This window comes from Enterococcus hermanniensis (assembly GCF_001885945.1).
Lineage (GTDB): Bacteria > Bacillota > Bacilli > Lactobacillales > Enterococcaceae > Enterococcus_A > Enterococcus_A hermanniensis.
In genome coordinates, this window is the sequence record NZ_JXKQ01000003.1 from 66640 (window position 1) to 88269 (window position 21630).

Annotated in this window: 17 protein-coding genes, 1 riboswitch and 2 other annotated features; of the genes, 2 read left to right on the forward strand and 15 right to left on the reverse strand. The window is 37.1% G+C overall.

Annotated elements, in window-relative coordinates:
- Positions 1 to 65 precede the first annotated feature (65 nt).
- Positions 66 to 1439 (reverse strand): M24 family metallopeptidase, encoded by a 1374-nt coding sequence (locus RV04_RS04270; protein WP_071857236.1) that lies wholly within the window; start codon positions 1437 to 1439, stop codon positions 66 to 68.
- 162 nt (positions 1440 to 1601) lie between these two features.
- Between RV04_RS04270 and RV04_RS04275 the strand changes: the two genes are divergently transcribed.
- Positions 1602 to 3152 carry an AcpB/EbpR/MafR family transcriptional regulator gene (locus tag RV04_RS04275; protein WP_071857237.1) on the forward strand — a complete coding sequence of 517 codons (1551 nt, stop codon included), beginning with the start codon at positions 1602 to 1604 and terminating at the stop codon, positions 3150 to 3152.
- 49 nt (positions 3153 to 3201) lie between these two features.
- On the opposite strand, the gene RV04_RS04280 is transcribed toward RV04_RS04275, so the two are convergent.
- The gene (locus RV04_RS04280) at positions 3202 to 4029 is read right to left on the reverse strand and encodes a class F sortase (protein WP_071857238.1); all 828 of its coding nucleotides are present in this window, start codon (positions 4027 to 4029) and stop codon (positions 3202 to 3204) included.
- A 361-nt stretch (positions 4030 to 4390) separates the two neighbouring features.
- A riboswitch (Fluoride riboswitch) is annotated at positions 4391 to 4465 on the forward strand.
- A 53-nt stretch (positions 4466 to 4518) separates the two neighbouring features.
- Here RV04_RS04280 and RV04_RS04285 point away from each other — a divergent pair.
- Positions 4519 to 5814 (forward strand): chloride channel protein, encoded by a 1296-nt coding sequence (locus tag RV04_RS04285; protein ID WP_071857239.1) that lies wholly within the window; start codon positions 4519 to 4521, stop codon positions 5812 to 5814.
- Between the two features lie 156 nt (positions 5815 to 5970).
- Here RV04_RS04285 and cydC read toward each other — a convergent pair whose 3' ends face one another.
- The 13 genes from cydC to RV04_RS04350 form a co-directional block, all read right to left on the reverse strand.
- Positions 5971 to 7719: a thiol reductant ABC exporter subunit CydC gene (cydC, locus tag RV04_RS04290; RefSeq protein WP_071857240.1), complete on the reverse strand. Its 1749-nt coding sequence runs from the start codon at positions 7717 to 7719 to the stop codon at positions 5971 to 5973.
- Entirely contained in the window at positions 7716 to 9428 is a 1713-nt protein-coding gene (gene cydD / locus RV04_RS04295) for a thiol reductant ABC exporter subunit CydD (RefSeq protein WP_071857241.1), read from the reverse strand. The genes cydC and cydD overlap by 4 nt, the downstream gene beginning before the upstream one ends.
- Positions 9425 to 10441, reverse strand: a complete 1017-nt coding sequence (gene cydB, locus RV04_RS04300; RefSeq protein ID WP_071857242.1) for a cytochrome d ubiquinol oxidase subunit II — start codon at positions 10439 to 10441, stop codon at positions 9425 to 9427. The genes cydD and cydB overlap by 4 nt, the downstream gene beginning before the upstream one ends.
- Positions 10434 to 11852 (reverse strand): cytochrome ubiquinol oxidase subunit I, encoded by a 1419-nt coding sequence (locus RV04_RS04305; RefSeq protein ID WP_071857243.1) that lies wholly within the window; start codon positions 11850 to 11852, stop codon positions 10434 to 10436. Before RV04_RS04305 ends, cydB begins: the two co-directional genes overlap by 8 nt.
- Positions 11853 to 12156: 304 nt before the next feature.
- Positions 12157 to 13056: a diacylglycerol/lipid kinase family protein gene (locus RV04_RS04310; RefSeq protein WP_071857244.1), complete on the reverse strand. Its 900-nt coding sequence runs from the start codon at positions 13054 to 13056 to the stop codon at positions 12157 to 12159.
- Positions 13057 to 13208: 152 nt separating this feature from the next.
- Positions 13209 to 14615 (reverse strand): C69 family dipeptidase, encoded by a 1407-nt coding sequence (locus tag RV04_RS04315; RefSeq protein WP_071857245.1) that lies wholly within the window; start codon positions 14613 to 14615, stop codon positions 13209 to 13211.
- Between the two features lie 122 nt (positions 14616 to 14737).
- Positions 14738 to 15490, reverse strand: coding sequence for a tryptophan synthase subunit alpha (gene trpA / locus RV04_RS04320; RefSeq protein WP_071857246.1), 753 nt, complete (start codon positions 15488 to 15490; stop codon positions 14738 to 14740).
- A complete protein-coding gene (gene trpB / locus RV04_RS04325) occupies positions 15487 to 16677 on the reverse strand; it encodes a tryptophan synthase subunit beta (RefSeq protein WP_071857247.1) in 1191 nt (396 codons plus the stop codon). The genes trpA and trpB overlap by 4 nt, the downstream gene beginning before the upstream one ends.
- Positions 16678 to 16688: 11 nt before the next feature.
- Positions 16689 to 17294 (reverse strand): phosphoribosylanthranilate isomerase, encoded by a 606-nt coding sequence (locus tag RV04_RS04330; protein ID WP_071857248.1) that lies wholly within the window; start codon positions 17292 to 17294, stop codon positions 16689 to 16691.
- A complete protein-coding gene (trpC, locus tag RV04_RS04335) occupies positions 17291 to 18046 on the reverse strand; it encodes an indole-3-glycerol phosphate synthase TrpC (RefSeq protein WP_071857249.1) in 756 nt (251 codons plus the stop codon). Before trpC ends, RV04_RS04330 begins: the two co-directional genes overlap by 4 nt.
- The gene (trpD, locus tag RV04_RS04340) at positions 18046 to 19059 is read right to left on the reverse strand and encodes an anthranilate phosphoribosyltransferase (RefSeq protein ID WP_071857250.1); all 1014 of its coding nucleotides are present in this window, start codon (positions 19057 to 19059) and stop codon (positions 18046 to 18048) included. The genes trpC and trpD overlap by 1 nt, the downstream gene beginning before the upstream one ends.
- A complete protein-coding gene (locus RV04_RS04345; protein WP_071857251.1) occupies positions 19060 to 19590 on the reverse strand; it encodes an anthranilate synthase component II in 531 nt (176 codons plus the stop codon).
- A complete protein-coding gene (locus RV04_RS04350; protein WP_071857252.1) occupies positions 19587 to 20933 on the reverse strand; it encodes a chorismate-binding protein in 1347 nt (448 codons plus the stop codon). The genes RV04_RS04345 and RV04_RS04350 overlap by 4 nt, the downstream gene beginning before the upstream one ends.
- A 97-nt stretch (positions 20934 to 21030) precedes the next feature.
- Positions 21031 to 21261 (reverse strand) — a binding site (T-box leader).
- Between the two features lie 46 nt (positions 21262 to 21307).
- Positions 21308 to 21545: a binding site (T-box leader), on the reverse strand.
- Positions 21546 to 21630 lie beyond the last annotated feature (85 nt).

Genomic DNA, 21630 nt, shown 5'->3' on the forward strand with positions numbered 1-21630 from the left:
TACAAAAAAAGAAGTAATTCCTAGTAGTTAGGACTTACTTCTTTTCATATCCAGCTTTATCTAAACTAACAATTGATAAAAGCTGATTCCTTATCTAAAAAATACGGGCGATAATAAGCTGTTGCATTACTCATGGGTAAAATTTCTTCAGATAAATGAATACCAAGTGTTTCAATCATATAATTTCGTCTTGCTTGCATTCTAGTCCACATCTCAGGGTATTCTGCTTGCATTCTAAGTCGTAGATTTTGATCGGCTAATACGATCCCACCCTCACAACTAACACCAGAAAAACCAGGTACAGAAGGAATAATATCTAGCTGAAAAAGCATGCCGCTTTGAATGATTTCAGTAGATTCTGGATAAATAGGCGAAGCGAGCCATTCTTCATCTGCACATAAGTGACCTGGATTTAAATGCCAGCCATATTTTTCTTTTGGTAGAACTTCTTCAATTAGTTCATAAATTTCTCCGCCAGTACGACCAATCTTAATTTTTTCTAACCAAGTAGTGATTGCATTGAAATAAGGTTTGGCTACGCGATCTAGATAGGCTCTTTCTTCTTCTGGTAATTCTTCCGTCATTCTCACCGCATAACCGCCTCGACTTTGCAGGCCACCTTTATAGCCGACAGTCATTGAAATACAATCACCTAGTTGAATTTTTTTAGTTGTCGGATAAAGATTGGCTTTTTCAAAACGTTCTCCCGTTGCCATAATCGTTACGACACTGGGTGTCTGTCCAGCAGTGTTTAAGTAACTACCGACTTCCATTTCGCTTTTTCCGATTTCTAATTGATCCATGGCTGATAAAATACCATTTCCAGCTAGCATAGCGCCAAATTCATAGTGAGCGATCTCATTTTCATTATTTGTGGTTCGAACACCAGTTGCACCAATCATCAGATCAGTCGCATTTTTAAATTGGGCGATTGGTGAAGTTTCCATCAATCCTTCAACTAAGAAATAAGGTAGATCATAGAGAACGGAATTATCATCAGTTGAACTAGTAAATTTTTTCCAACCAATCAGTCCAATTGATTTGGCATGATCGATTTGAGCTTGATTAAGAATTTGAGCGATACTAAGGGCCGTATCCATCGGTTGATTTGGTAGTGATAGCTGCGGCATATGGATAGCTTCCGCTTTTATCCTAGCTAAAGGCGCTTTATTAAGATTTTCATTTCCTAAGATTAAAAAAGCCTTTCCATTTGCATGTAGCACTAACAAAGCTTCTTCAAAACGTGGGACAAAGCCTGTTAGGTATTCAAAATTCCCACCATGTTCTAAGTCAGCGTAAATGATAACGGCATCTAGATGTTCCTCCGTCATTTTTTGTAGTAACTTCGTCTTCCGATTATTTAAAGTTTCATCAGTTAATTGGATAGGTCTAATATCATTGTCGATTGAAGGCATAGTTATTTTATCTAATTTGATCACGTGTCATAACTCCTTTATTTTTTTCTATCATATCATAATGATAAGTATTAAAATAGCTATTTAAGTTTGCTGAATTTTTTATTATTACACCTAATAATTCGCTTTATTGTCAAAAAATCGGTAAAATTATTATTATAAAGATTATATTAAAAGGAGTTGCGTATGAAAACACTAATAAACTCGTCTACCTATCGCCGACTTCATTTTATTGAATTATTAGATCAACTCCCCTCTTGGTGTGATACGAAAGAGATCGCAGCGGAAATTGGTTGTTCTGTAAAAACATTATTGTCGGATATTACTTTCATCAATGAGTTCTGGGGAAAATATTTGTATATCGAGTATTCAAAATTTCAAGGTGTTCGGTTAAATAATATTACTTCCAACAAATTAAGTAACATTTATAATCTTGTCTACGCTGAATCAGTTGAATTTCAATTTATAGAAAAAATGCTTTCCGAATCGAATCAAGATGCTGAATATTGGATCAATGAATTATTTATTAGCGAGGCATCATTTTATCGAATGGTCAACACCTTAGAAGCTTTTTTGGAACGACGAGGCTTAACCTTAGAAAGGGCACCATTTAGAATAACTGGTCCAGATGAACGCTGGGTTCGCTTCTTTTATCAACAATACTTTTCTGAGGCTTATGGGGTAAAAAAATGGCCTTTTGCTGTTAGTCACGAAGAAACGGTTTGTTTTATTATGCGTGTCTCAACTGAATTTGATGTTTCTTTAGATGACCGAGAAATCCAAGAATCTGCTTTTTTATTTATCGTTTCATTAAAACGCATGCATCAAGGCTTTTTCTTACCGCAAGAAGTTTATGCTGAAGAGGATGATACTATTGATAAAGTTTTAAATTATAGTACACCTCTTGCGGAACATTTAGTAAGGGATACTGAATATACTTTATCTGAAAAGTGGTACCGTGAGATAAGTCGGACAGTCTTCCACGAATTTTATAATTGGGACAATCCACAACAAATGGTTCGAATTCAAAATAAGATTGAGGCCTTTTTAAATGCCCTTTCAGATGCAGTTCAATTACCAATCGCTGAAGAAGATAGACAAAAAATTACTCAAACAATGATGACCTGGTATGTTGAATACAATTTTTATCCTTACCGTTTAGATATGTTATATGACAAACATCAGCGATTTGCTCGAGAAATCCAAACAGTCTATCCCATTTTTTCAACCTTAGTCAAATTATATTTAGCAGATATCGAAAAAAAAGCGCCCGAGCTCTGGACGGATATTCGATTAACAAATGTTTATTATCTCTTAATGAAAGAATGGCGTCATTTGCTTCGTCAATTAGAAAAATTAAGACGTAAAGTATCGATCTTAGTCGTGAGTGATTTGGGACAGCGTCATGCTGAGATGTTGCAAGACTTTATAGTGGCTAATTATCATGATCGTGTTCTCGTTTCAACATATAAAGAAGCCGTCCTTTTTACCGGAAAAGAAGATTTCGATCAGTTTGACCAATACGATATTATCCTAAGCAACAACCCAATCAATGGATACAACAAGAAAAATATCTTGATCGTGAATAATTTTTTTTCTCTGTCAGATCGAGAAAATTTAGTTAATTTTATTGTAGCGATTCAAAAGCGAGCTTCTCAGAATCATCTAAATAATTTAGGTGATATCAAATTAAAAACAGCCAAAAAGATTTATTTCCCACAATCATTTTTACAATAAAAAAGTAAGCCATGCTAGCTATTCACTAACGTGGCTTACACTGGTACTCTTATTTATTAGCAAAGATAATTAAATTATAATTATCATCGATACAGGTTTGTAATGTAATCCGCTCTCCACCATCCGTACTAGTGATTTGATCCCAATAATTGACCCCATCAGTTCCAGTGGCCGAATCATTAACAGTGACTATTTGATTAACGGTGTACTGCGTCATGTTATTATTTGCATCAGATACTTCAATCACAGAGCCTGTATTTAACGAAAATAAAACGCTGAATATACCTGGATTATGTCCAATAAAATGTGTATTTGAACCATCTTCACCAGATTGAACTGAAGCGCCTCCCCAAGTAGCTACTTGATTATGGTCAGCATCAATGATTGCTTGGCCGTTCCCTTGACCAGCGTTAGTATATGAAATGAACTGATCATTTATCTTTAACTGATTCGCTTGAATGGATTGTTGAGTTGTGACTGTTTCTTCTGTATCGGTAGATTCGGGCACTTCTTCAGTTAATGCATTCGCTTCTTCAGTCTTGATTTCTTCGGATACTGTTTCAGCAGGTTCTGTCGTTTCGGTTTCAGTTGGAATAGTTGATTCACTCGTAGTTGTTTCACTGACTGCCTCTTCCGAAACAACGGGTTCAGTAGAAGTTGGTTGAACGGTTTCTTCACTACTTGAATTAGCTGTAGATTCGTTTTCTAAAGTGCTTGTAGTGGTAGTTTCCATATCTTTTTTAGTCATTGAGCTTGAAATAGATTGTCCAATTTTATCGGTAGGTTGTGAGCGATTGAAAGAATCCGTAGCTGCATATACAGCACTGGTGGTAAAAAACAAAGCAGCGATAATGACAAATTTTATATGTGTATTCACTTTATTCTCCTCCAAAGGTATTGGTTGTTTTTAACTGTCTTAACCATACCGTGCCTAGCAAAAAATAGGTTGCAAGGAAAATGTAAATAACATTAGTAATTATATTTTTCTAATAAAAACCATTATTTATAAGCGTTATAAGATTACTTTCATAACTTTCTATTACATAGATAAAAGTGGTCGAGCAAATAGTCATATTTTTAATCGTCTTCACAATAGAAAGTAATTTATACATTCGGTTATTAAATAATATTTTTAATGAATTTTAACTAGAAGTTTTTTGTCATTTTTTTCTAATGTCTGGTAAAAGAAGCGGCCTTTTTATTTACATTTAGTCTTTCCTAAGGTAAAATGACTAAGAATTAAATACGGGAATGAGTGTCTCCCTAAGATTTTTTCTTAAACCGCTAATCAAGCTGATGACTTCTACAAATTTTTTTTGTAGGGATCATTGGCTTTTTTTATATTTTTAGGAGGGTTTTAATTGTCATGGAAATAAACAAAACACAGAAACTTGATCAACGAGGAAGGGATCTAAAAGCTCTTATTATTTTTTATTGTTTAGTGACCTTAACAAGTATTATCACGGGGATCGTTTCACATTATTTATTAACCGGTCTCCATTTTGTAACTGGCTATCGGGAGCATCATAATTACTTATTGTATTTTCTACCGTTGATAAGTATGCTGACTGCCTTTACCTATCAAAAATTTGGTAAAGGATCTCAAAAAGGGAATAACTTAATTATTGAGAGTACAGAAAAATCTACCAAAGTTCCTGGTAGAATGGCCATTTTTACCTTTATTTTCACCCTACTCTCTCACTTATTCGGAGCTTCTGTTGGGCGTGAAGGAAGTGCTGTCCAAATCGGTGGCGTATTTGCCAACAAAGCAGCTGATTTTTTTCATTTGGAAAAAAACTATCGTAAGTCTTTGATTCATGCTGGGATCAGTGCAGGTTTTTCTTCAATTTTTGGGACACCATTAGCAGGTGCATTTTTTGGAATGGAGATGGCGTATGTTGGGAATTTAGAACGCGCAGCACTAATTCCTTGTTTTTATGCTTCTTATTTAGCTAACTATGTTTCACTTGCGATGGGAACTGTTCATGAGCAGCATTTAATTGGAGCAATCCCTCACTTAGACATTAAGTTGGTTTTAGTTGTTTTGCTAGCTTCAGTCTTTTTTGGTATCTTTGGTCATTTATTTGCTTTGTTTACTCATACACTGAAGCACTTATACAGTAAACTATTCAAAAACTATTTGGTTCGAGCTTTTTTATCTGCTTCAATCGCCGTATTCGTTATCTGGTTATTTCATAATCAGTTATTCATGGGCTTAAGTTTACCTTTACTTGACGATTCTTTTGCAGGAAAAACTACTTTCTATGAACCAATTGAAAAATTAATCGTTACTGCGCTCAGTTTAGGTTCTGGATTACAAGGTGGTGAAGTCACGCCACTTTTCACTATTGGAGCATCTCTAGGTAGTAGTTTTGGAAATTTATTTGGAATCTCTCCAGCCTTCTTAGCAGCATTAGGTATGATTTCGGTATTTGGCTGTGCAGCAAATGCGCCTCTTACTACGATTATGTTAGGGATAGACCTTTTTGGATCAAAAGCTCTTCCTTATTTTGTTATGGCAGCTTTTATCAGTTATTATGTATCGGGGCACCAAGGGATCTATACTTCACAAACAATTGTGCGATCAAAAAGTATTTTCTTCAAAAACCAAGAAGGCTATCGCATTGGGACAGTCAAAGATGCGACTAAAACTAAAAAATAAATAACTAAAAACCCTAGCCATAAATAAGAAGGAAAGCTAGGGTTTTAGTATGTCCCTTAGAGACAATAAATTATTGTTTTATATTTTATATGCGATATTTTTAACCCTTCTATTGTTAAATTAAAAAATCTCCCTAATTTCTAGAGAGATTGGCTATTATATATTTCCATTATCAATGCGTTTCAATTTTTGATAGTGCTCATTACTTTTATTCAACTCATTGGGTGTCCCTTGCATAGCTAGTTCTCCGTCTTCGATGAAAACAACTTGATCCATTGCTTCTATTCCTTGCAAGTGATGAGTAATCCAAATAATTGTTTTATCTTGCAATTCCTTAAAAAAGGTGTTGATCAACTGTTGTTCCGTTACAGGATCTAATCCAACAGTAGGCTCATCCAACAAAATAATCGGGACTTCTTGTAATAAAATTCGTGCTAACGCTAGTCGCTGTCTTTCTCCACCAGAAAAACGTAACCCGGCTTCATCGACCATTGTTTCTAACTTATCAGGCAACTTTTCAACTAAATTTTTTAACCCAACACGTTCAAGCACAGACCATAATTCATTATCTACTGCTGTTTCCCGACCAATCCGGAGATTATTCGCTAGTGTTGTATGGAACAGATAAGGGGTCTGATGAATAACGCCTAGATATTGACTAATTGTATCACCAAATTGATGCGTCTCGACATTATTTAATGTAATCTTTCCTTGAGTCGCTAGCAAATCACCGCGAATCAAATTCGCTAAGGTACTTTTCCCCGACCCACTCCGACCTAAAATCGCTATTTTATCACCCGGAGCTAATTTCAAATCAATCCCTACTAAAACCTCTTTTGAACTACCGGGGTATTGATAATGGACATCTTCTACTGCTAAGGTTATCGGATAATGCAACTTTGGAAATTCAATAATTGGTTGGTTGATTGCAGGTAAAGCATTTAAATTTTCAATTGAATCCTTATAAATATTGGTTTCTTGTGCAGCCGCTGGCAATGGTGCAAATGCATCGATCAGTGGAAAAACAGATAAAACAAAGGCGGCAATCCAATTCGCTGCTCCCCCGTGGTTTCCTGAAAATATTTGACTGGTCCACAATAATAACGCTAGTGTGATGATCCCAAATATCAATTGTAAAATGAGATTGCGTTCTCGTTGAAACTTCTGAATCTTACGAGTGACGTCCCATAGTTTAGCTTCCGAAGTTTCATGATGGTTCACATAATCCTGTCCCCGTTGACTAAAAATCCAATCAGACACTCCTAAAACATTATCGGTCAAATCACTATATAAGTTATTTTTCATTTGTTTTTGTTGCTCTTGGCGCGCTCCATTAACAATCACTGACCATAAGGGTAATAAAAACACCACGATCCCTAATAATATTAACATGGCTAACGCAAAGAACGGAGAAAAATACCCTAGGCCAATAATGATAAAACCATACAAAATCCATGCAATAATTGTTGGAAAGATCGTTCTCAAGTACAAATTTTGGATGTGATTGATATCCTCGGATAATAGCCCTAAGATATCGCCTGTTCGATGATTTTGTTTAAAGAAAATCGCATCCTGCTCTAATGAATCATACAGTTTTACTCTTAAATTAGACGTCATCTTTAATACCCAATTATGACTTACTAAGCGTTCAACATAACGAAATACAGGTCGACCGATTCCAAAAGCACGTGTTAAAACAATTGGAATATAAATCAATAAAATATTCTCCGGTAACGAAGCTGCACGACTAATCAAATAACCGGAGTTGAACATTAATGCGCCAGCACAAAAGAAAGTAATAAAACCTAGGATCAAAGCAAGGATCAAAGATTTTTTATATTGTTTAAAAAATGGTTTTACCCAATCATCCGTTTTTAATGCTTGAAATAAACCGATTCGATTCATGCTTTTTCACCTCGCAATGCCTGGCTCAATTTAACAAATGTGCCATTTTTTTGTTTTAATTCTTCGATCGTTCCTTGTTCCACTAATTTTCCTTCATCCATCACAAGAATATAATCCATTTCCGCTAGCCAATGAAGTCGATGTGTTGCAAAAAATACTAAATGATTTTCCATCAATGGTAACATCCGCGCCTTTATTTCCACTTCAGTTTCTATATCTAAATGAGCTGTTGGTTCATCAAATAATAATATTTTCCGTTCTTGGTTCAAAAAAGCACGCGCTAAAGCAATCCGCTGAGCTTGCCCCCCACTCAATGCACGTTCTCCCTCACCAAGTTTAGTATCTAATCCTGCTGGAAGTTCGGCCAGTAACTCCGTTAATCCAGTGACTTCAATTGCTTGCAATACTTCAGCATCAGTAGCATCTGGATGATAAAAAGCTATGTTCTCTCGCATAGAACGTTGGAAAACATAGGGATTTTGTGGAATGTAGATTAATTGTTCCTGCCAATTTGGTTGGTCAAAAGCATTCATCTTTACATCCTCAAAAACGATTTGACTTTTATCTGGACGTAAAAAGCCGCTAAGTAAGTTAATCAACGTTGATTTTCCCGAACCACTCATTCCGATGATCCCAATTTTTTGAAATCCCTTGACTGAAAAATCAACCTCAGCTCCTAGATTATTCTCATAATCATAATGTAAAGCTACATTTAATTGACTTTCCTTATCCCATCTAGGAAGTGAAAGTATTTCCTCTTGATTTTCAGGTATATCTAAAATTTTATTCACGTCATCCATGGCATTTTTCCCATCAAGTGTCGCATGATAATCACTCGAAAAATCTCTAATCGGTAAAAAATATTCAGGTGCCAAAATCAATACCGTTAGCGCTGGGAAAAGAAAAATTTCTTGATTGATCAAACGTAAGCCTAATAAAACCGCCACGACAGCTACGGACAGTGTCGTGAAAAAGTCCAAAGCAAATGTAGATAATATCGCCACTTTTAACGTACTCATAGTTGCTTCACGAAACCGTTCACTAGTTGTAAAAATACTACGACTGTATTGTTTACTGATACCGAAGAATTTCAATGTATCGATTCCTCTCAATGAGTCAATAAAATGATTAGACAATAGTTGAAAGACTTTATATTGTTTATCCGCCTTACTTTGAGCGGCGTAACCCAAAATAATCATAAAAATAATGATCAACGGAAAGACAATTAATAAGACGATGCCTGACTGCCAGTCTAAGAAAAAGATCATTACTAATAAGATCCAAGGAATGATCATCATATTCAAGATTTTAGGTAAGATTAAATGAAGATATTCTTCAACTTGATTGATTCCATCCAATGCTGTCGTTACAACACTTCCTGTACCATGTTTTTGAACTACATGAGGACCTAGACGAAATATTTTTGTTAATAATTGACTTCTTAAATCACGTGCTTGTTCATAAGCAAAATCCTCTAGAACTTGTTCTCTTAGGAAGGTCATTAAATGACGCAAAGCATAAGAAACAAAAAAAAGACCTAGCCAAATAAATTGGTTACGTATGACTTCCCCATTCCATAAATTCGTGATTGACCGTGATAATCCATAAGCTTGGCCAATGATAAAGATTGCTTGCAAGACAGCTGATCCTGCAAGCAATCCAAGAATTTTTTTGATACCAGGAAGTTGTAATAACTTCTTATCGATCATTGTTGAACCCCCACCGCATGCGGATGTTTAATCCGTTTACGGAAAATATAATATGTCCATGCTGTATAGGCAAGGACAAATGGTAAGATCGTCAATGAAATATAAGACATGATCCGTAATGTATATGGACTTGATGAAGCCTGTTGGATCAATAAATCATTGCCCGGAATCGAACTGATCAAAACGCGTGGGAACAACCCACTAAACAATAATGCGACTAGAACAATCATAGTAAATCCACTAGCTAGAAAGGCTAACAATTCTTTTTCTTTGAATACAGAAATATTCGCGATGATCGTCAATAGTACAATAACTACTAGCAAAGTAAGAGTCACCACAAAATTATTTTGGAAAAAGTCCGTTTTGAAATACATCAAAACAGCAAAGGCGATCAAGCCAACATATAATAAACCGTATAAAACTTGCGCATAATTTTTCGCACGCGCCCGTATTGGCCCTTCTGTGCGTAGTGAAATATAATTCAACCCATGCAAATAACATAATAACGTCAAAGCGACACCACCAACTACCGAGAATAAGTTGATATAATCAGTAAATGTTGCCATCATATTGTGGTTGGCATCCATTGGCATTCCTTGGATCATACTGATAAATAAAATTCCAAAGAAAAATGGCACAATAAAACTACCAATCGTCAGTGTCCAATTCCAAATATTCTTGTATTTTTTAGGCATATGACTTCGAAATTCAAACGAAACACCTCGAATAATCAAGCCGAATAAAATCGCAAATAATATTAAATAGTAGCCGCTAAACAATGATGCATACCAATATGGAAATGATGCGAACATAGCACCTCCGGCAGTAATCAACCAAACTTCGTTACCATCCCATACCGGTCCGATCGTTTCAACAACTTGATCTTTTTCGTGTTCATCATGAGCTAATGTTTGAACCGACATACCGACGCCAAAGTCAAAACCTTCTAGAAAGAAGAACCCCGCAAACAAAATCCCAATCAATAAAAACCAAAATAATTGTAAACTACTCATTCGTAAACGCCTCCTTATCAAAAGGATCGATCGAATCTTGATCAGAATCTATCATACCTTCTATTTCTGGTCCTTTATTTAATTCACGTTTCACTAAATAAATCATCGTGATTGCTAAGCCTGAAAATAATAAGAAATAGACAATATTAGAAATTAATAAGGATGTCGCTGATACATTTGGTGACACACTGTCTTTGATGGTGAATAAGCCATAAACGGTCCATGGATAACGGCCTAATTCCGTCACTAACCAGCCAGCAGTATTGGCTAAAAATGGTGCAAATGTACATAATCCCATAATCCACAACATCCATTTTTTCTCGTATAAAATCGGTTTTTTCTTCCTCGTTAAAAATAATCCTGCTACGGCTACAAAAAGCATCAACATACCGAAACCAGCCATGATCCGGAAACTCCAAAATAACGTATTTACCGGTGGATAATAGTTTTTAAATCCATGTTCTTCAATCAATTCTTGATTGACCGTATTCATCCCTTTGATTGAGCCAGAGGGTTTCCCATAAGATAAGATGCTCAAGACATAAGGCACTTTGATTCCGAATACTTGTGAATGTTCTTTTTCATTCGCCCAAGCAATCAACGTCCACGCTGCCGGATCGCCCGTATCTTCATACGTTCCTTCCATTGCTGCAAATTTCATCGGTTGTTCTTCGATCAATGCTTTCATCTGTAAGTCACCAGCAGTCAGTACTGCTAAGGAACCCAGCAAAGTAATCACTAATCCTACTCGCATTGATTTTTTAAAGAACGCCCGCATCAACGGATCTTTTCTTTTAATTAATTGGAAAGCTGCCAAACCAGCAGCAATCATTCCGCCCATCGTAATCGCGGCTGCAATGACGTGAGAAAATTCATACCAAACTTGATGGTTCGTCAATAATGCACTAAAATCTGTCATTTCTGCTCGACCGTTACGAAGGGTATAGCCCACTGGATGCTGCATAAAACTATTCGCAGTTAAAATCCAGAAAGCTGATAAGATCGAAGCAATGGTTACTAGCCACATAAAAATGACATGGGTGAGTGGTTTTACTCGATCCCACGTAAAAATCCAGAGTCCTAAAAAAGTTGACTCCATAAAGAATGCTAATAACGCTTCTACTGCTAAAGGCGCACCAAAAATATCCCCGACAAAACGAGAATAATCAGACCAATTCATTCCAAATTGAAATTCTTGAATGATTCCTGTTACAACCCCCACAGCAAAGCTAAGTAAAAAGATATTTCCCCAAAACTTCGCTAATTGACGATATTTTTCATTCTTCGTTTTAACATATAAAGTTTCCATAATGGCAACAACTAATCCCATCCCAATTGAGAATGGCACGAAGAAAAAGTGAAAAACGGTCGTCATCGCAAATTGAAAACGAGCCAACGTCACTATATCCATATTAATTCCTCCCCTACTATTGTGAATAAAAAAACGATAATAAAGCCCTTACTATCTAACTATAAGCTTAATAAAAAGAATTGCCAAATTTTCAGCTTAAACTACGTTTTTATGAGCTTATATATGAAAATTTAAATGACAGAGACTCGCTCGAATAAATAACTTTAAAAATCAAATTTTTGCTTTTCCTAATAAATTTGGTGAATATTATTTAAACTATGCTATTTTTTCACATAGAAAAATTTGTTTCAATCATTTTTATTTCTAAATGAAACGGCAAAAAAAGACCACCTAAAGCGGTGATCTACAATGATTCAGAACCAAAATATACTTTCAAATGTTGTGGTAACACTTCAAAATCCAATGGCAACTCCGGTCCTTCATCGCCATCAACACTTGGATGTAAGTCAGCTTCCGCTTTCATTGTTAAGCGTCCTTTTGTAAATGGTTTGTAGCCAATATTATCGGTCGATTGATCGACTCCTTTTACAATATCGGGAACACTTTTTAACGTATCGGTGATTGTTTGATCTTTTAAATACAGCAAATAAAGATTTCCATCATTTGCTTTTGCCTCAGGGACAATATTCTGAAAACCACCAACGGTTCGAGTCAGTACGATGACTACTGCACTACTCTCTATTTCCATCGTTTCTCCATCGATCTCTAATTGAAAGTGATACGTTTTATTATTCAATACTTGTTTCACTCCGGAGATAAAGTACGCTAATTTACCGAATTTAGTCTTTTCTTCTACTTCGACATCACTGATTGCCTCAGGTATTCCACCTATTGCAACGATATTCATAAAATAATCCGCATTGATTTTACCGATATCTAAAGTTGTTATCCGCTCTACATCAAAAGAAGAGATCGCTTTTTGGGGATTCATCGAGATATTTAGAGAACGACCTAAATCATTGACTGTCCCTAATGGAAAAAATCCAAATTTAGGGCGATAGTCTTGTTCGGCTAATCCGCTGATTACTTCATTAACTGTGCCATCTCCCCCCATTGCAAAAACGCTATCAACTTTTTCTTTAGCCGCTTGTTTGGCAAATTGGGTTGCATCACCCTTTTCTTCGGTCCGTTTGACTTCTACCTCATCAAAAAAAAGGCTTAATTTACGTTCAGCTTGGCTTTCATATTCTACGGCTTCTTCATTACCGGAGCTTGGGTTGACGATCAATACTGCTTTTTTCATTCGTACTCATCCTCTCGAATATCTGGCTAGCTTATTTTCTCTATTAGTATAACAGGATTTTTAAATATCCTTATTCAAGACGACTCCATAAAAAAAGGACAGAAACATCCACGTTTCTGTCCTTTTACTTCTATTTATTAAATAAAAAAATTTTAGTCATTCAAATTGTAACGTAACTTCATATGTTCAGAACCAGAAATCACCATATCGCCAAATAATTTTGTTTGACGAGTCAATGATTCAGTCGCTAATTTTTCATTGGCTGTTTCTAAGAATTTTTGAACATCTTTTTGATCAGCTACTGCTTTATCCGTTTCGTTTTGAATACGATGATAAGCAGACATTGCTTCTAATTCAAAGGTATTGCGGAAATCTCCGTAGAAACTATAATCTGTATCACCAAGCAAGGCAGTCGCACAGCTCAACCAATACATATTATTTAAATCAAATGTCCCTGTTGCATCCTTGTAACAAGCGGGAGTGTCATTAACATTAGCATAAAATGGAACAACGGTATTAAATGTGTTTGCTCCATAGGCTAACCAATGGATCCCAGCGATTTCATCTGCGACACCATTACGAATTTGTAGAATATGAACGTTATGGTTACGATTGATACCGATTGGACGGATCAATGTTTTTTCCGTTTCCGTACCATCACCGTAAGGATCATATTTTGTGTTTTCAAAATGTGAACTCAAAACAAATTTCACATCTTCGATTGATATTTTTCGATTTGCGCGACAAATGAATGGCAAGTCTTGATCCATCATGTCTTGCTCTACATCCGGTGTAAAGTATTTTTGGCCGTACCATGCCCGCGGATTGTTGTAGACGGTATCTTTAATTGATGCACTACCAAAGATGTGGCGTAAATTATATCCTTCAAAATCAGGATTCAAATGATTTTCTTCGATTAATTCTTTTAGATCATCTGAACACATAGTGTCTGCAGAATCAAAATCAAAAGCATCGATATTCATGCGGTTTGGTGCCACTACGTACGCATCATCCGGAATACGGACGGCTGCCCAATGATGCCCACCGATAGTTTCTAACCACCACACTTCTTCTTTATCAGAAAAAGCGATTCCGTTTGGTTCGTAGGTACCGAATTCTTTTAGTAACGCGCCTAAACGTTCTACCCCTTCACGTGCACTGTGGATGTAAGGTAAGACTAATGTTACGATATCTTCTTCCCCGATACCACCGTCTACATAGGGATCGATTCCTTGGATTCTAGGATTTGTTGTGATTGTTTCAGTTGCTGACATCGCAATATTTTCGCTATTGATCCCTGCGGCTGGCCAAATACCATTGGTTAAAATAGAGTTTGGCATTGAAGTATAGCGCAATGGATTATCCGGTAATTCGATTTTAACACCGCTGATAACCGCTTGATAATTTTTTGGTTGTTCTTCTGGTTGAACTACCACGAAGCGTTGTGGGTCTAAAGCTTCATGCCCATCATCGTTCCTTGAAATAATAGTTGAGCCATCGATTGATGCTTTCTTTCCGACTAGTACAGTAGTACAAGACCCTTTTACTCGTTTTGTCATACTTGAAACACTCTCCCTTTTCATGGTAACTCAAGTATAACGCTAAAAAAAAGAATTACCAAACGAAAACCTAAAACAACTCTTTCAAACAAAAAAATATTCTTTTTTATCTAATCTGTGTATCAGATAATCGTTGCTAATAGCTCTTTGGTTTCTACGATTCCTTTTTCATCAAGTGAGTGGACGATTTTTGAACCGATCACTACACCATCGCAAACTTGTTCAAATTTTTCAACATGCTCTTTCGTCGAGATGCCGAATCCCGCAAGCACTGGAATAGCACTCAATTCTTTGATTTTGGTTAAATGATTTGTTAAATCCGTTCGATAGTTTTGATCTGTACCAGTTATGCCATTAACAGTAACGGCATAAACAAAGCCTTCAGCGTTTGAAACCAATGTCTGAATTCGTTCACTAGAACTAGTCAACGAGACTAATGGCAACAGGGCAACTTCCTTTAAGTCTTCTAAAATCAAAGATTGGTGTTCATAGGGTAAATCTGGAATGATCAACCCTTTCACATCAGTTACTTGTAGATCGTTGATCAACTTTTTAATCCCATAATGAAAGAAAGAGTTACTGTAACCCATCAATATTAATGGGACCGAAAATTTATTTTCTTTTAGTACTCGAATGATTTTTTTCAAAGTCACTTGCTGTTCAAAAGCTCGTAGCCCCGCCGCTTGAATCACTGGACCATCTGCTACTGGGTCAGAAAAAGGAACCCCGAGTTCAATCGCAGAAGCACCTGCTTCAATCAGCATCTCGATTTCTTCTGGTAGTCGCTCCAATCCTTGCGCGCCGGCCATGATATAAGGTACAAATAATTTTCCTTTTTTCAATTTGTCTTTTAGAATTTTCGTCAATGGTTTCATTTTTCCGTCTCCAATTCCTTGATTTGTTGAACATCCTTGTCACCACGACCAGATAGATTCATAATGATGATTTGCTCTTTTGACATCAATGGAGCAACTTTCATCACTTGAGCTAGCGCATGGGAACTTTCTAAGGCCGGAATGATCCCTTCTAATCGTGAAAGATAATGAAAGGCTTTTAAGGCTTCTTGGTCAGTAATCGCTGCGTATTCTGCTCGACCAATTTCATGTAAAAATGAATGTTCTGGACCAATACCAGGATAATCTAAACCCGCCGAAATAGAAAAGGCTTCTTGAACCTGACCATCGTCATCTTGTAATAAATGCATTTTTGCTCCATGCAATATCCCGACACTTCCTTTATTGATTGAAGCCGCATGCTCATTAGTTTCCAATCCACGTCCAGCTGCTTCAACCCCCATTAAACGAACTGTTCCATCTTCAATAAAGGGATAAAACATTCCCATCGCATTACTTCCGCCGCCAACACAGGCAATCACTAGATCCGGCAAACGATTTTCCGCTAATAGAATTTGTTTACGGGTCTCAATCCCGATCACACTTTGATAATCACGGACAATTTCAGGAAAAGGATGCGGACCTAAGACAGACCCCATAACATAATGTGTATCCTCAACCGTTGCGACCCAGTAGCGTAAGGCTTCATTAACGGCATCTTTCAGTGTTTTACTGCCGGAAGTCACACTTTCAACCTTTGCTCCTAGCAATTCCATTCTAAACACATTCAACGCTTGACGTTTGACATCGACTTCCCCCATAAAAATAGTACATTCCATTCCAAAAAGTGCAGCCGCAGTCGCAGTCGCTACGCCATGTTGGCCAGCACCCGTTTCAGCTACGACTTTTCGTTTGCCCATTCTTTTAGCTAACAATACTTGACCTAAGGCATTGTTGATTTTATGCGCTCCTGTATGATTTAAGTCTTCACGTTTTAAATAAATCTTTGCACCGCCTAATTCTTTGGTCAATCGTTCGGCATAGTATAAAGGATTTTCTCGTCCGACATATTGTTTTAGGTAATAAGCCAGTTCTTTTTGAAATTCTTCATCTTCTTTTGAAGACTCGTAGGTCGCTTCTAATTCTTGAATGGCATACATTAATGTTTCGGGAACAAATTTCCCACCGTACTCACCGTAAAATCCTGCTTGATTTGGTTCATGATACATTTTAATTCCTCCTAATAACTTTCTTTATCCGCTCGGTTGACTGCTCGACAAAAAGCGAAAATTTTATGCAAATCTTTCTCACCATTTGTTTCGACTCCGCTAGAGACATCGACTACTTGGGGATTAAAGCGATGAATCGCCTCTGTTACATTGGCTGCGTTCAAGCCACCAGCAATCCATAATTTTTCTTTTGGCAACGATTGATCTTGAACTAAATTCCAATCAAAGGTTTTCCCAGTCCCACCCATATATTTTTCGGGAGGAGCATCTAATAATAAATAGGGATACTTCCTATTGCTAAACGATTGATCTTTCGTCACATTGATGGCTTTGATGATAGGCAGAGAACAACTAGCTAATCGATTTTCACCATGGATTTGGACCAGATCCAATCCAGCAACCGTAATAATCCTTTCAACTGCTGCTTGCTTAGGTGAAACAAAGACACCTACCTTTTTTATATCCTTAGGTAAGCCAGTTGTTAGCAAACGAACTTTCTCAGGTGAAATTTTTCTAGTACTCTCTGCAAAAACAAACCCTAAATATTCTGCTCCTGCCATGACTGCTGTCTCAATACTCGCCCGATTTGTTAACCCACAAATTTTTATTTTGGTCATCGCAATCCCTTCAATTCTTTTATTTTTTTCATTGGATCACTCACGGTCATTAACGTTTCACCTATTAGCACCCCTTGATAATAAGGAAGGATTTTTTTAATGTCTTGACGATTTTTAAATCCTGACTCACTGACAAAAACCGTTTCACCTAGGGCTTGCTTCAATTGAATACTTGTTTCGATAGAGACTTGAAAAGTTTTTAAGTTACGATTATTTACCCCGATTATTTTCGCACCTAATAATTGTGCGCGCTGTAGTTCTGAAGCATCATGGACCTCAACTAATACCTCTAATCCTTGTTCTGTCGCAAACTGATACAATTTATTTAACCGTTCTTGTGATACTGCCGCAACGATCAGTAATACGATACTCGCCCCAGCTTGTTTGGCTCTAATGATTTGCCGTTCATCAATGATAAAGTCTTTACATAAAATAGGGAGATCAACAACTGTAGCAACAGCTGCTAAATCATTGATATGACCCTTAAAAAAAATCGGATCGGTCAAGACCGAAATAGCACTCACCCCTGCTTGTTCATATTTTTTAGCTTGTTCCAAAATATCTACTGCTTCATTGATGATTCCTTTTGAAGGAGAAGCGCGTTTGATTTCGCCAATGATATGAATTGTTGCCAGATCTTTTTTAACACCCTCATAAAAAGAGGGACGGATTTTTTTTACTGTTTCTATCACTGGATCAAGTGATTCAATTTCATGTTGTTTTTCTGTCAATATTTTAGTTAAAAAATCCATTAAGCAACCTCCTGTTGTTTTTTGATTAGTTGTTGCAAGCAATCATAAGCTGCTCCAGAAAGAATAGATTCTTCTGCTTCAACGATCCCTTCGCTTAAGGAGTTGACTCTGCCACTTGCATAAAACCCTAGCCCAGCATTTATTAAAACTGTTTCATAATAGGCTGATGGAATGCCCCGTAAGACCGACAATAAAATTTCTTTATTTTTTTCTGCTGAACCACCGATAATTCCTTGGAGCGGAACTTTCTTAAAACCTACTTCCTCTGGCTCAAAAGAAAATTCTTTTATCGTTCCCGCTTCGTACAAAGCACACTCTGTCCGACCTGCTAAATTGGCTTCATCCATTCCTCCATGACCATGGACGACAATCGCTCGTTTTCTACCTAATTTCCCTAACGTTTTGACTGATTCAACTAATGTATCGCCAGCATATGTCCCCATTAGCTGGAACTCTAACGGATAAGGGTTGATGATTGGGCCCAATAAATTAAAAATCGTTGGCGTCGCTAATTCTTTCCGAATTTGCATGACTTCTTTCATTGCCGGATGCAATGTGGGCGCAAAGAGAAAGGCAATTCCGGTTTCTTTGATCAAGTAGGCAATTTTTTCAGGTGTTACATTCAGCGACACACCTAAAGCTTCTAGAACATCCGCACTCCCTGATTTACTAGAAATACTACGATTCCCATGCTTGGCCATTGGTACACCACCACCTGCTAAGACAAAAGCAGCCGTAGTACTAATATTAAAACTTTGCGAGTGATCCCCACCGGTCCCACAATTATCCATTACTCCAGCAGGAGCTTTTTGCATCGTTGTTCCACGCCCTTGCATCGCGTGAGCTAGTCCGGTAAGTTCATCTGCACTGACACCCTTTACTTTCAAACCAATTAATAAGGCGCTGATTTGACTATCCGTTAACTGATGATCAAAAATAGCATCGCCTACTTTCTCCATCTCTTCCATTTTTAAATACTCTCCACGATATAGCTTTTCAAATATTTCTTGCATTTAGATCCCTGCTTCCTGTAAAAAATTTTGGATATATTGTTTTCCATTTTCTGTACCGATCGATTCAGGATGGAATTGTAAGCCAAAGATTGGGTAACGTTTGTGACGAAAGGCCATAATTTCTTCGTTTACTCTAGCTGTTACCTGTAAGTCTTCGGGCAATGTTTGCGCATCAACGATCAATGAATGGTAGCGCATGACTATCCGACCTTCCTCCCCTGCTAATAGCGACTGCTTTCCATGCATAATCGAAGGCGCACTGATGATTCTTCCCCCAAAAACTTCGCCAATTGCCTGATGACCTAAACAAATTCCTAAAATTGGTTTCTTACGATAAAATTTTTTGACCAATAATTCCATAAAACCGGCTTCTGCTGGTCTGCCGGGACCCGGTGATAAAATAATGGCAGTTGCTTGTGTTGCGACCATAAAGAGTGCCGGATCATCGTTGCGTAAAATTTGGATTTCTCCAGGCAATAATTGCACCAAGTTATAGGTAAAAGAATCATAATTATCGACTAATAAAATCATTTTCCTACCTCCATCAATGTCTTCGCTTTTTGTAATGTTTCAAAATATTCACTCGTTGGGTTTGAGTCATAGACGATTCCCGCTCCTGCTTGGACATATGCTTTTTTATTTTTTACGACCATCGTCCGAATCGCAATTGCAAAATCAGCGCTATCATCTTGACTTAAAAAACCGACCGCACCGGCATAAATTGAGCGTTTTACCGGTTCCCATTGATAAATACGCGACATCGCTCGAATCTTCGGGGCACCGCTGACTGTTCCAGCAGGCAGCGTCGCTTTCAATGCATCCATTGAGCGTAAGTCCGGTTGTAAAGTACCTGTGACAACCGAGACGAGATGCATTACATAGCGATAGCGTTCAATCGTCAAGTATGTAGGAACCGTGATTGATCCTCTAATAGCCACTTTCCCTAAGTCGTTTCTGCCTAAATCGACTAACATCCGATGTTCTGCTATCTCTTTGGGATCATTTAACAATTCAGCAGCTAATGATTCATCTTCTAAAAAATCCTGTCCACGTTTTCTCGCCCCAGCAATCGGATTGGTAGTAACTGTACGTCCTTCAACTGTCACTAGGCTTTCTGGCGAACTTCCGATGATTGTCGCTGTCGGAAATTCTAAATGGTATAAATAAGAAGAAGGGTTGCTCTCCTTTAATTTTCGATAATAACTAAAAGAATCCATTGTAAAATCAGCCGTCAAACGTTGCGAAGGAACAACTTGAAACAAATCACCCGCGATAATCTTTTCCTGTGCTTTTTGGACGATCTGCTCAAAATCAATTTGAGAGAAGTTACTTGAAAAGTTTAATTTAGCTAATTCTATCTTTGGAATTGTTTGCTCCTGGTTTAATTTTTGTTCAAGCTCTTCTAATTTTATTCGTAACTCTGACTCTGTTTCATCACTGTAACTATCCGTTGCTACCAAGGTGATCGCTTGATTTTCTAAAATAATAAATAAGTTATATGAGTAAAATTCTAAGTCTGGTAACTCCAATTCATCGTAAGGTGCATCCCCAATATCTTCATAACAAGCAGCCACATCATAGCCGACATACCCGATTGCTCCACCCATAAAGGGAAGATCTGTAAACTGGTCATTCTCATTGATCAGGACTTGCTTTTCAAGTTCCTTTAATGGATCCTTGGTCGGAATTATTTTCCCATCAACATGAAAGTCTCCATCTTTAAAATAAAGATGTTGAACTGGATTAATCGCAATCAATGTATACGCTCGATTAGACGACTTTCGTTCAAAAAGACACGTACCTTTTCCTTTTACACGGTAATAGATATCACTGACTGATAACTTATTTTGGGGTATTTTTTTTATTATTCGCATTGAATTACTCCTTCATGGTTTATTGCTTCTTCTATGTTTTTCATCTAATTCTTCCGCTTAGAAAATAAAAAAAGCCCTCAAACCAAAAAAACATTGGTCTGAGGGCGCAAACAGCACGGTACCACCTCACTTTATTATTGAAAATATTCAATAATACTCTCATCGTCTAACAACGATTTGACTCTATAACGGGAGTGCCCGTCATTCCCTACTATGATTCAAGAATGCTCGAATAAGTCCATTCGCTAGGGATAAAATACTTCTTCTCATCAAACGAAGCTTTCTGTCATTTTATGATCCTAGTTACTTCTCTTATTTAAGATTTTTATGTTGCTTTTTAAATACAAAAAAGCCCCCAAGTCGAAACAAATCGACTTGAGGGCGGATAATCCACGGTGCCACCTCAATAATAGATACCTAAAAAAGGTATTTCTCTCTCAGCCGTCCATCAACGACCTTACTCTATAACGGGAGTTCCCGAAAGTTCCTACTTTTTCATTCAAAACTTCAGTCCAAAAGCCCATTCGCATAAAAATCCCTACTGATTCGCAGTCCCATCAGCTCTCTGAAAAGTCTTTTTTATGTTACTCCTCTTTTGTTCGACACTTATTTTTTTAGAATACTACGCTTTATAATAAATTTTGTCAATTAATTTTTGAAAAAAATATTTTCAAGTTTATTTACTATCCGGATTAAA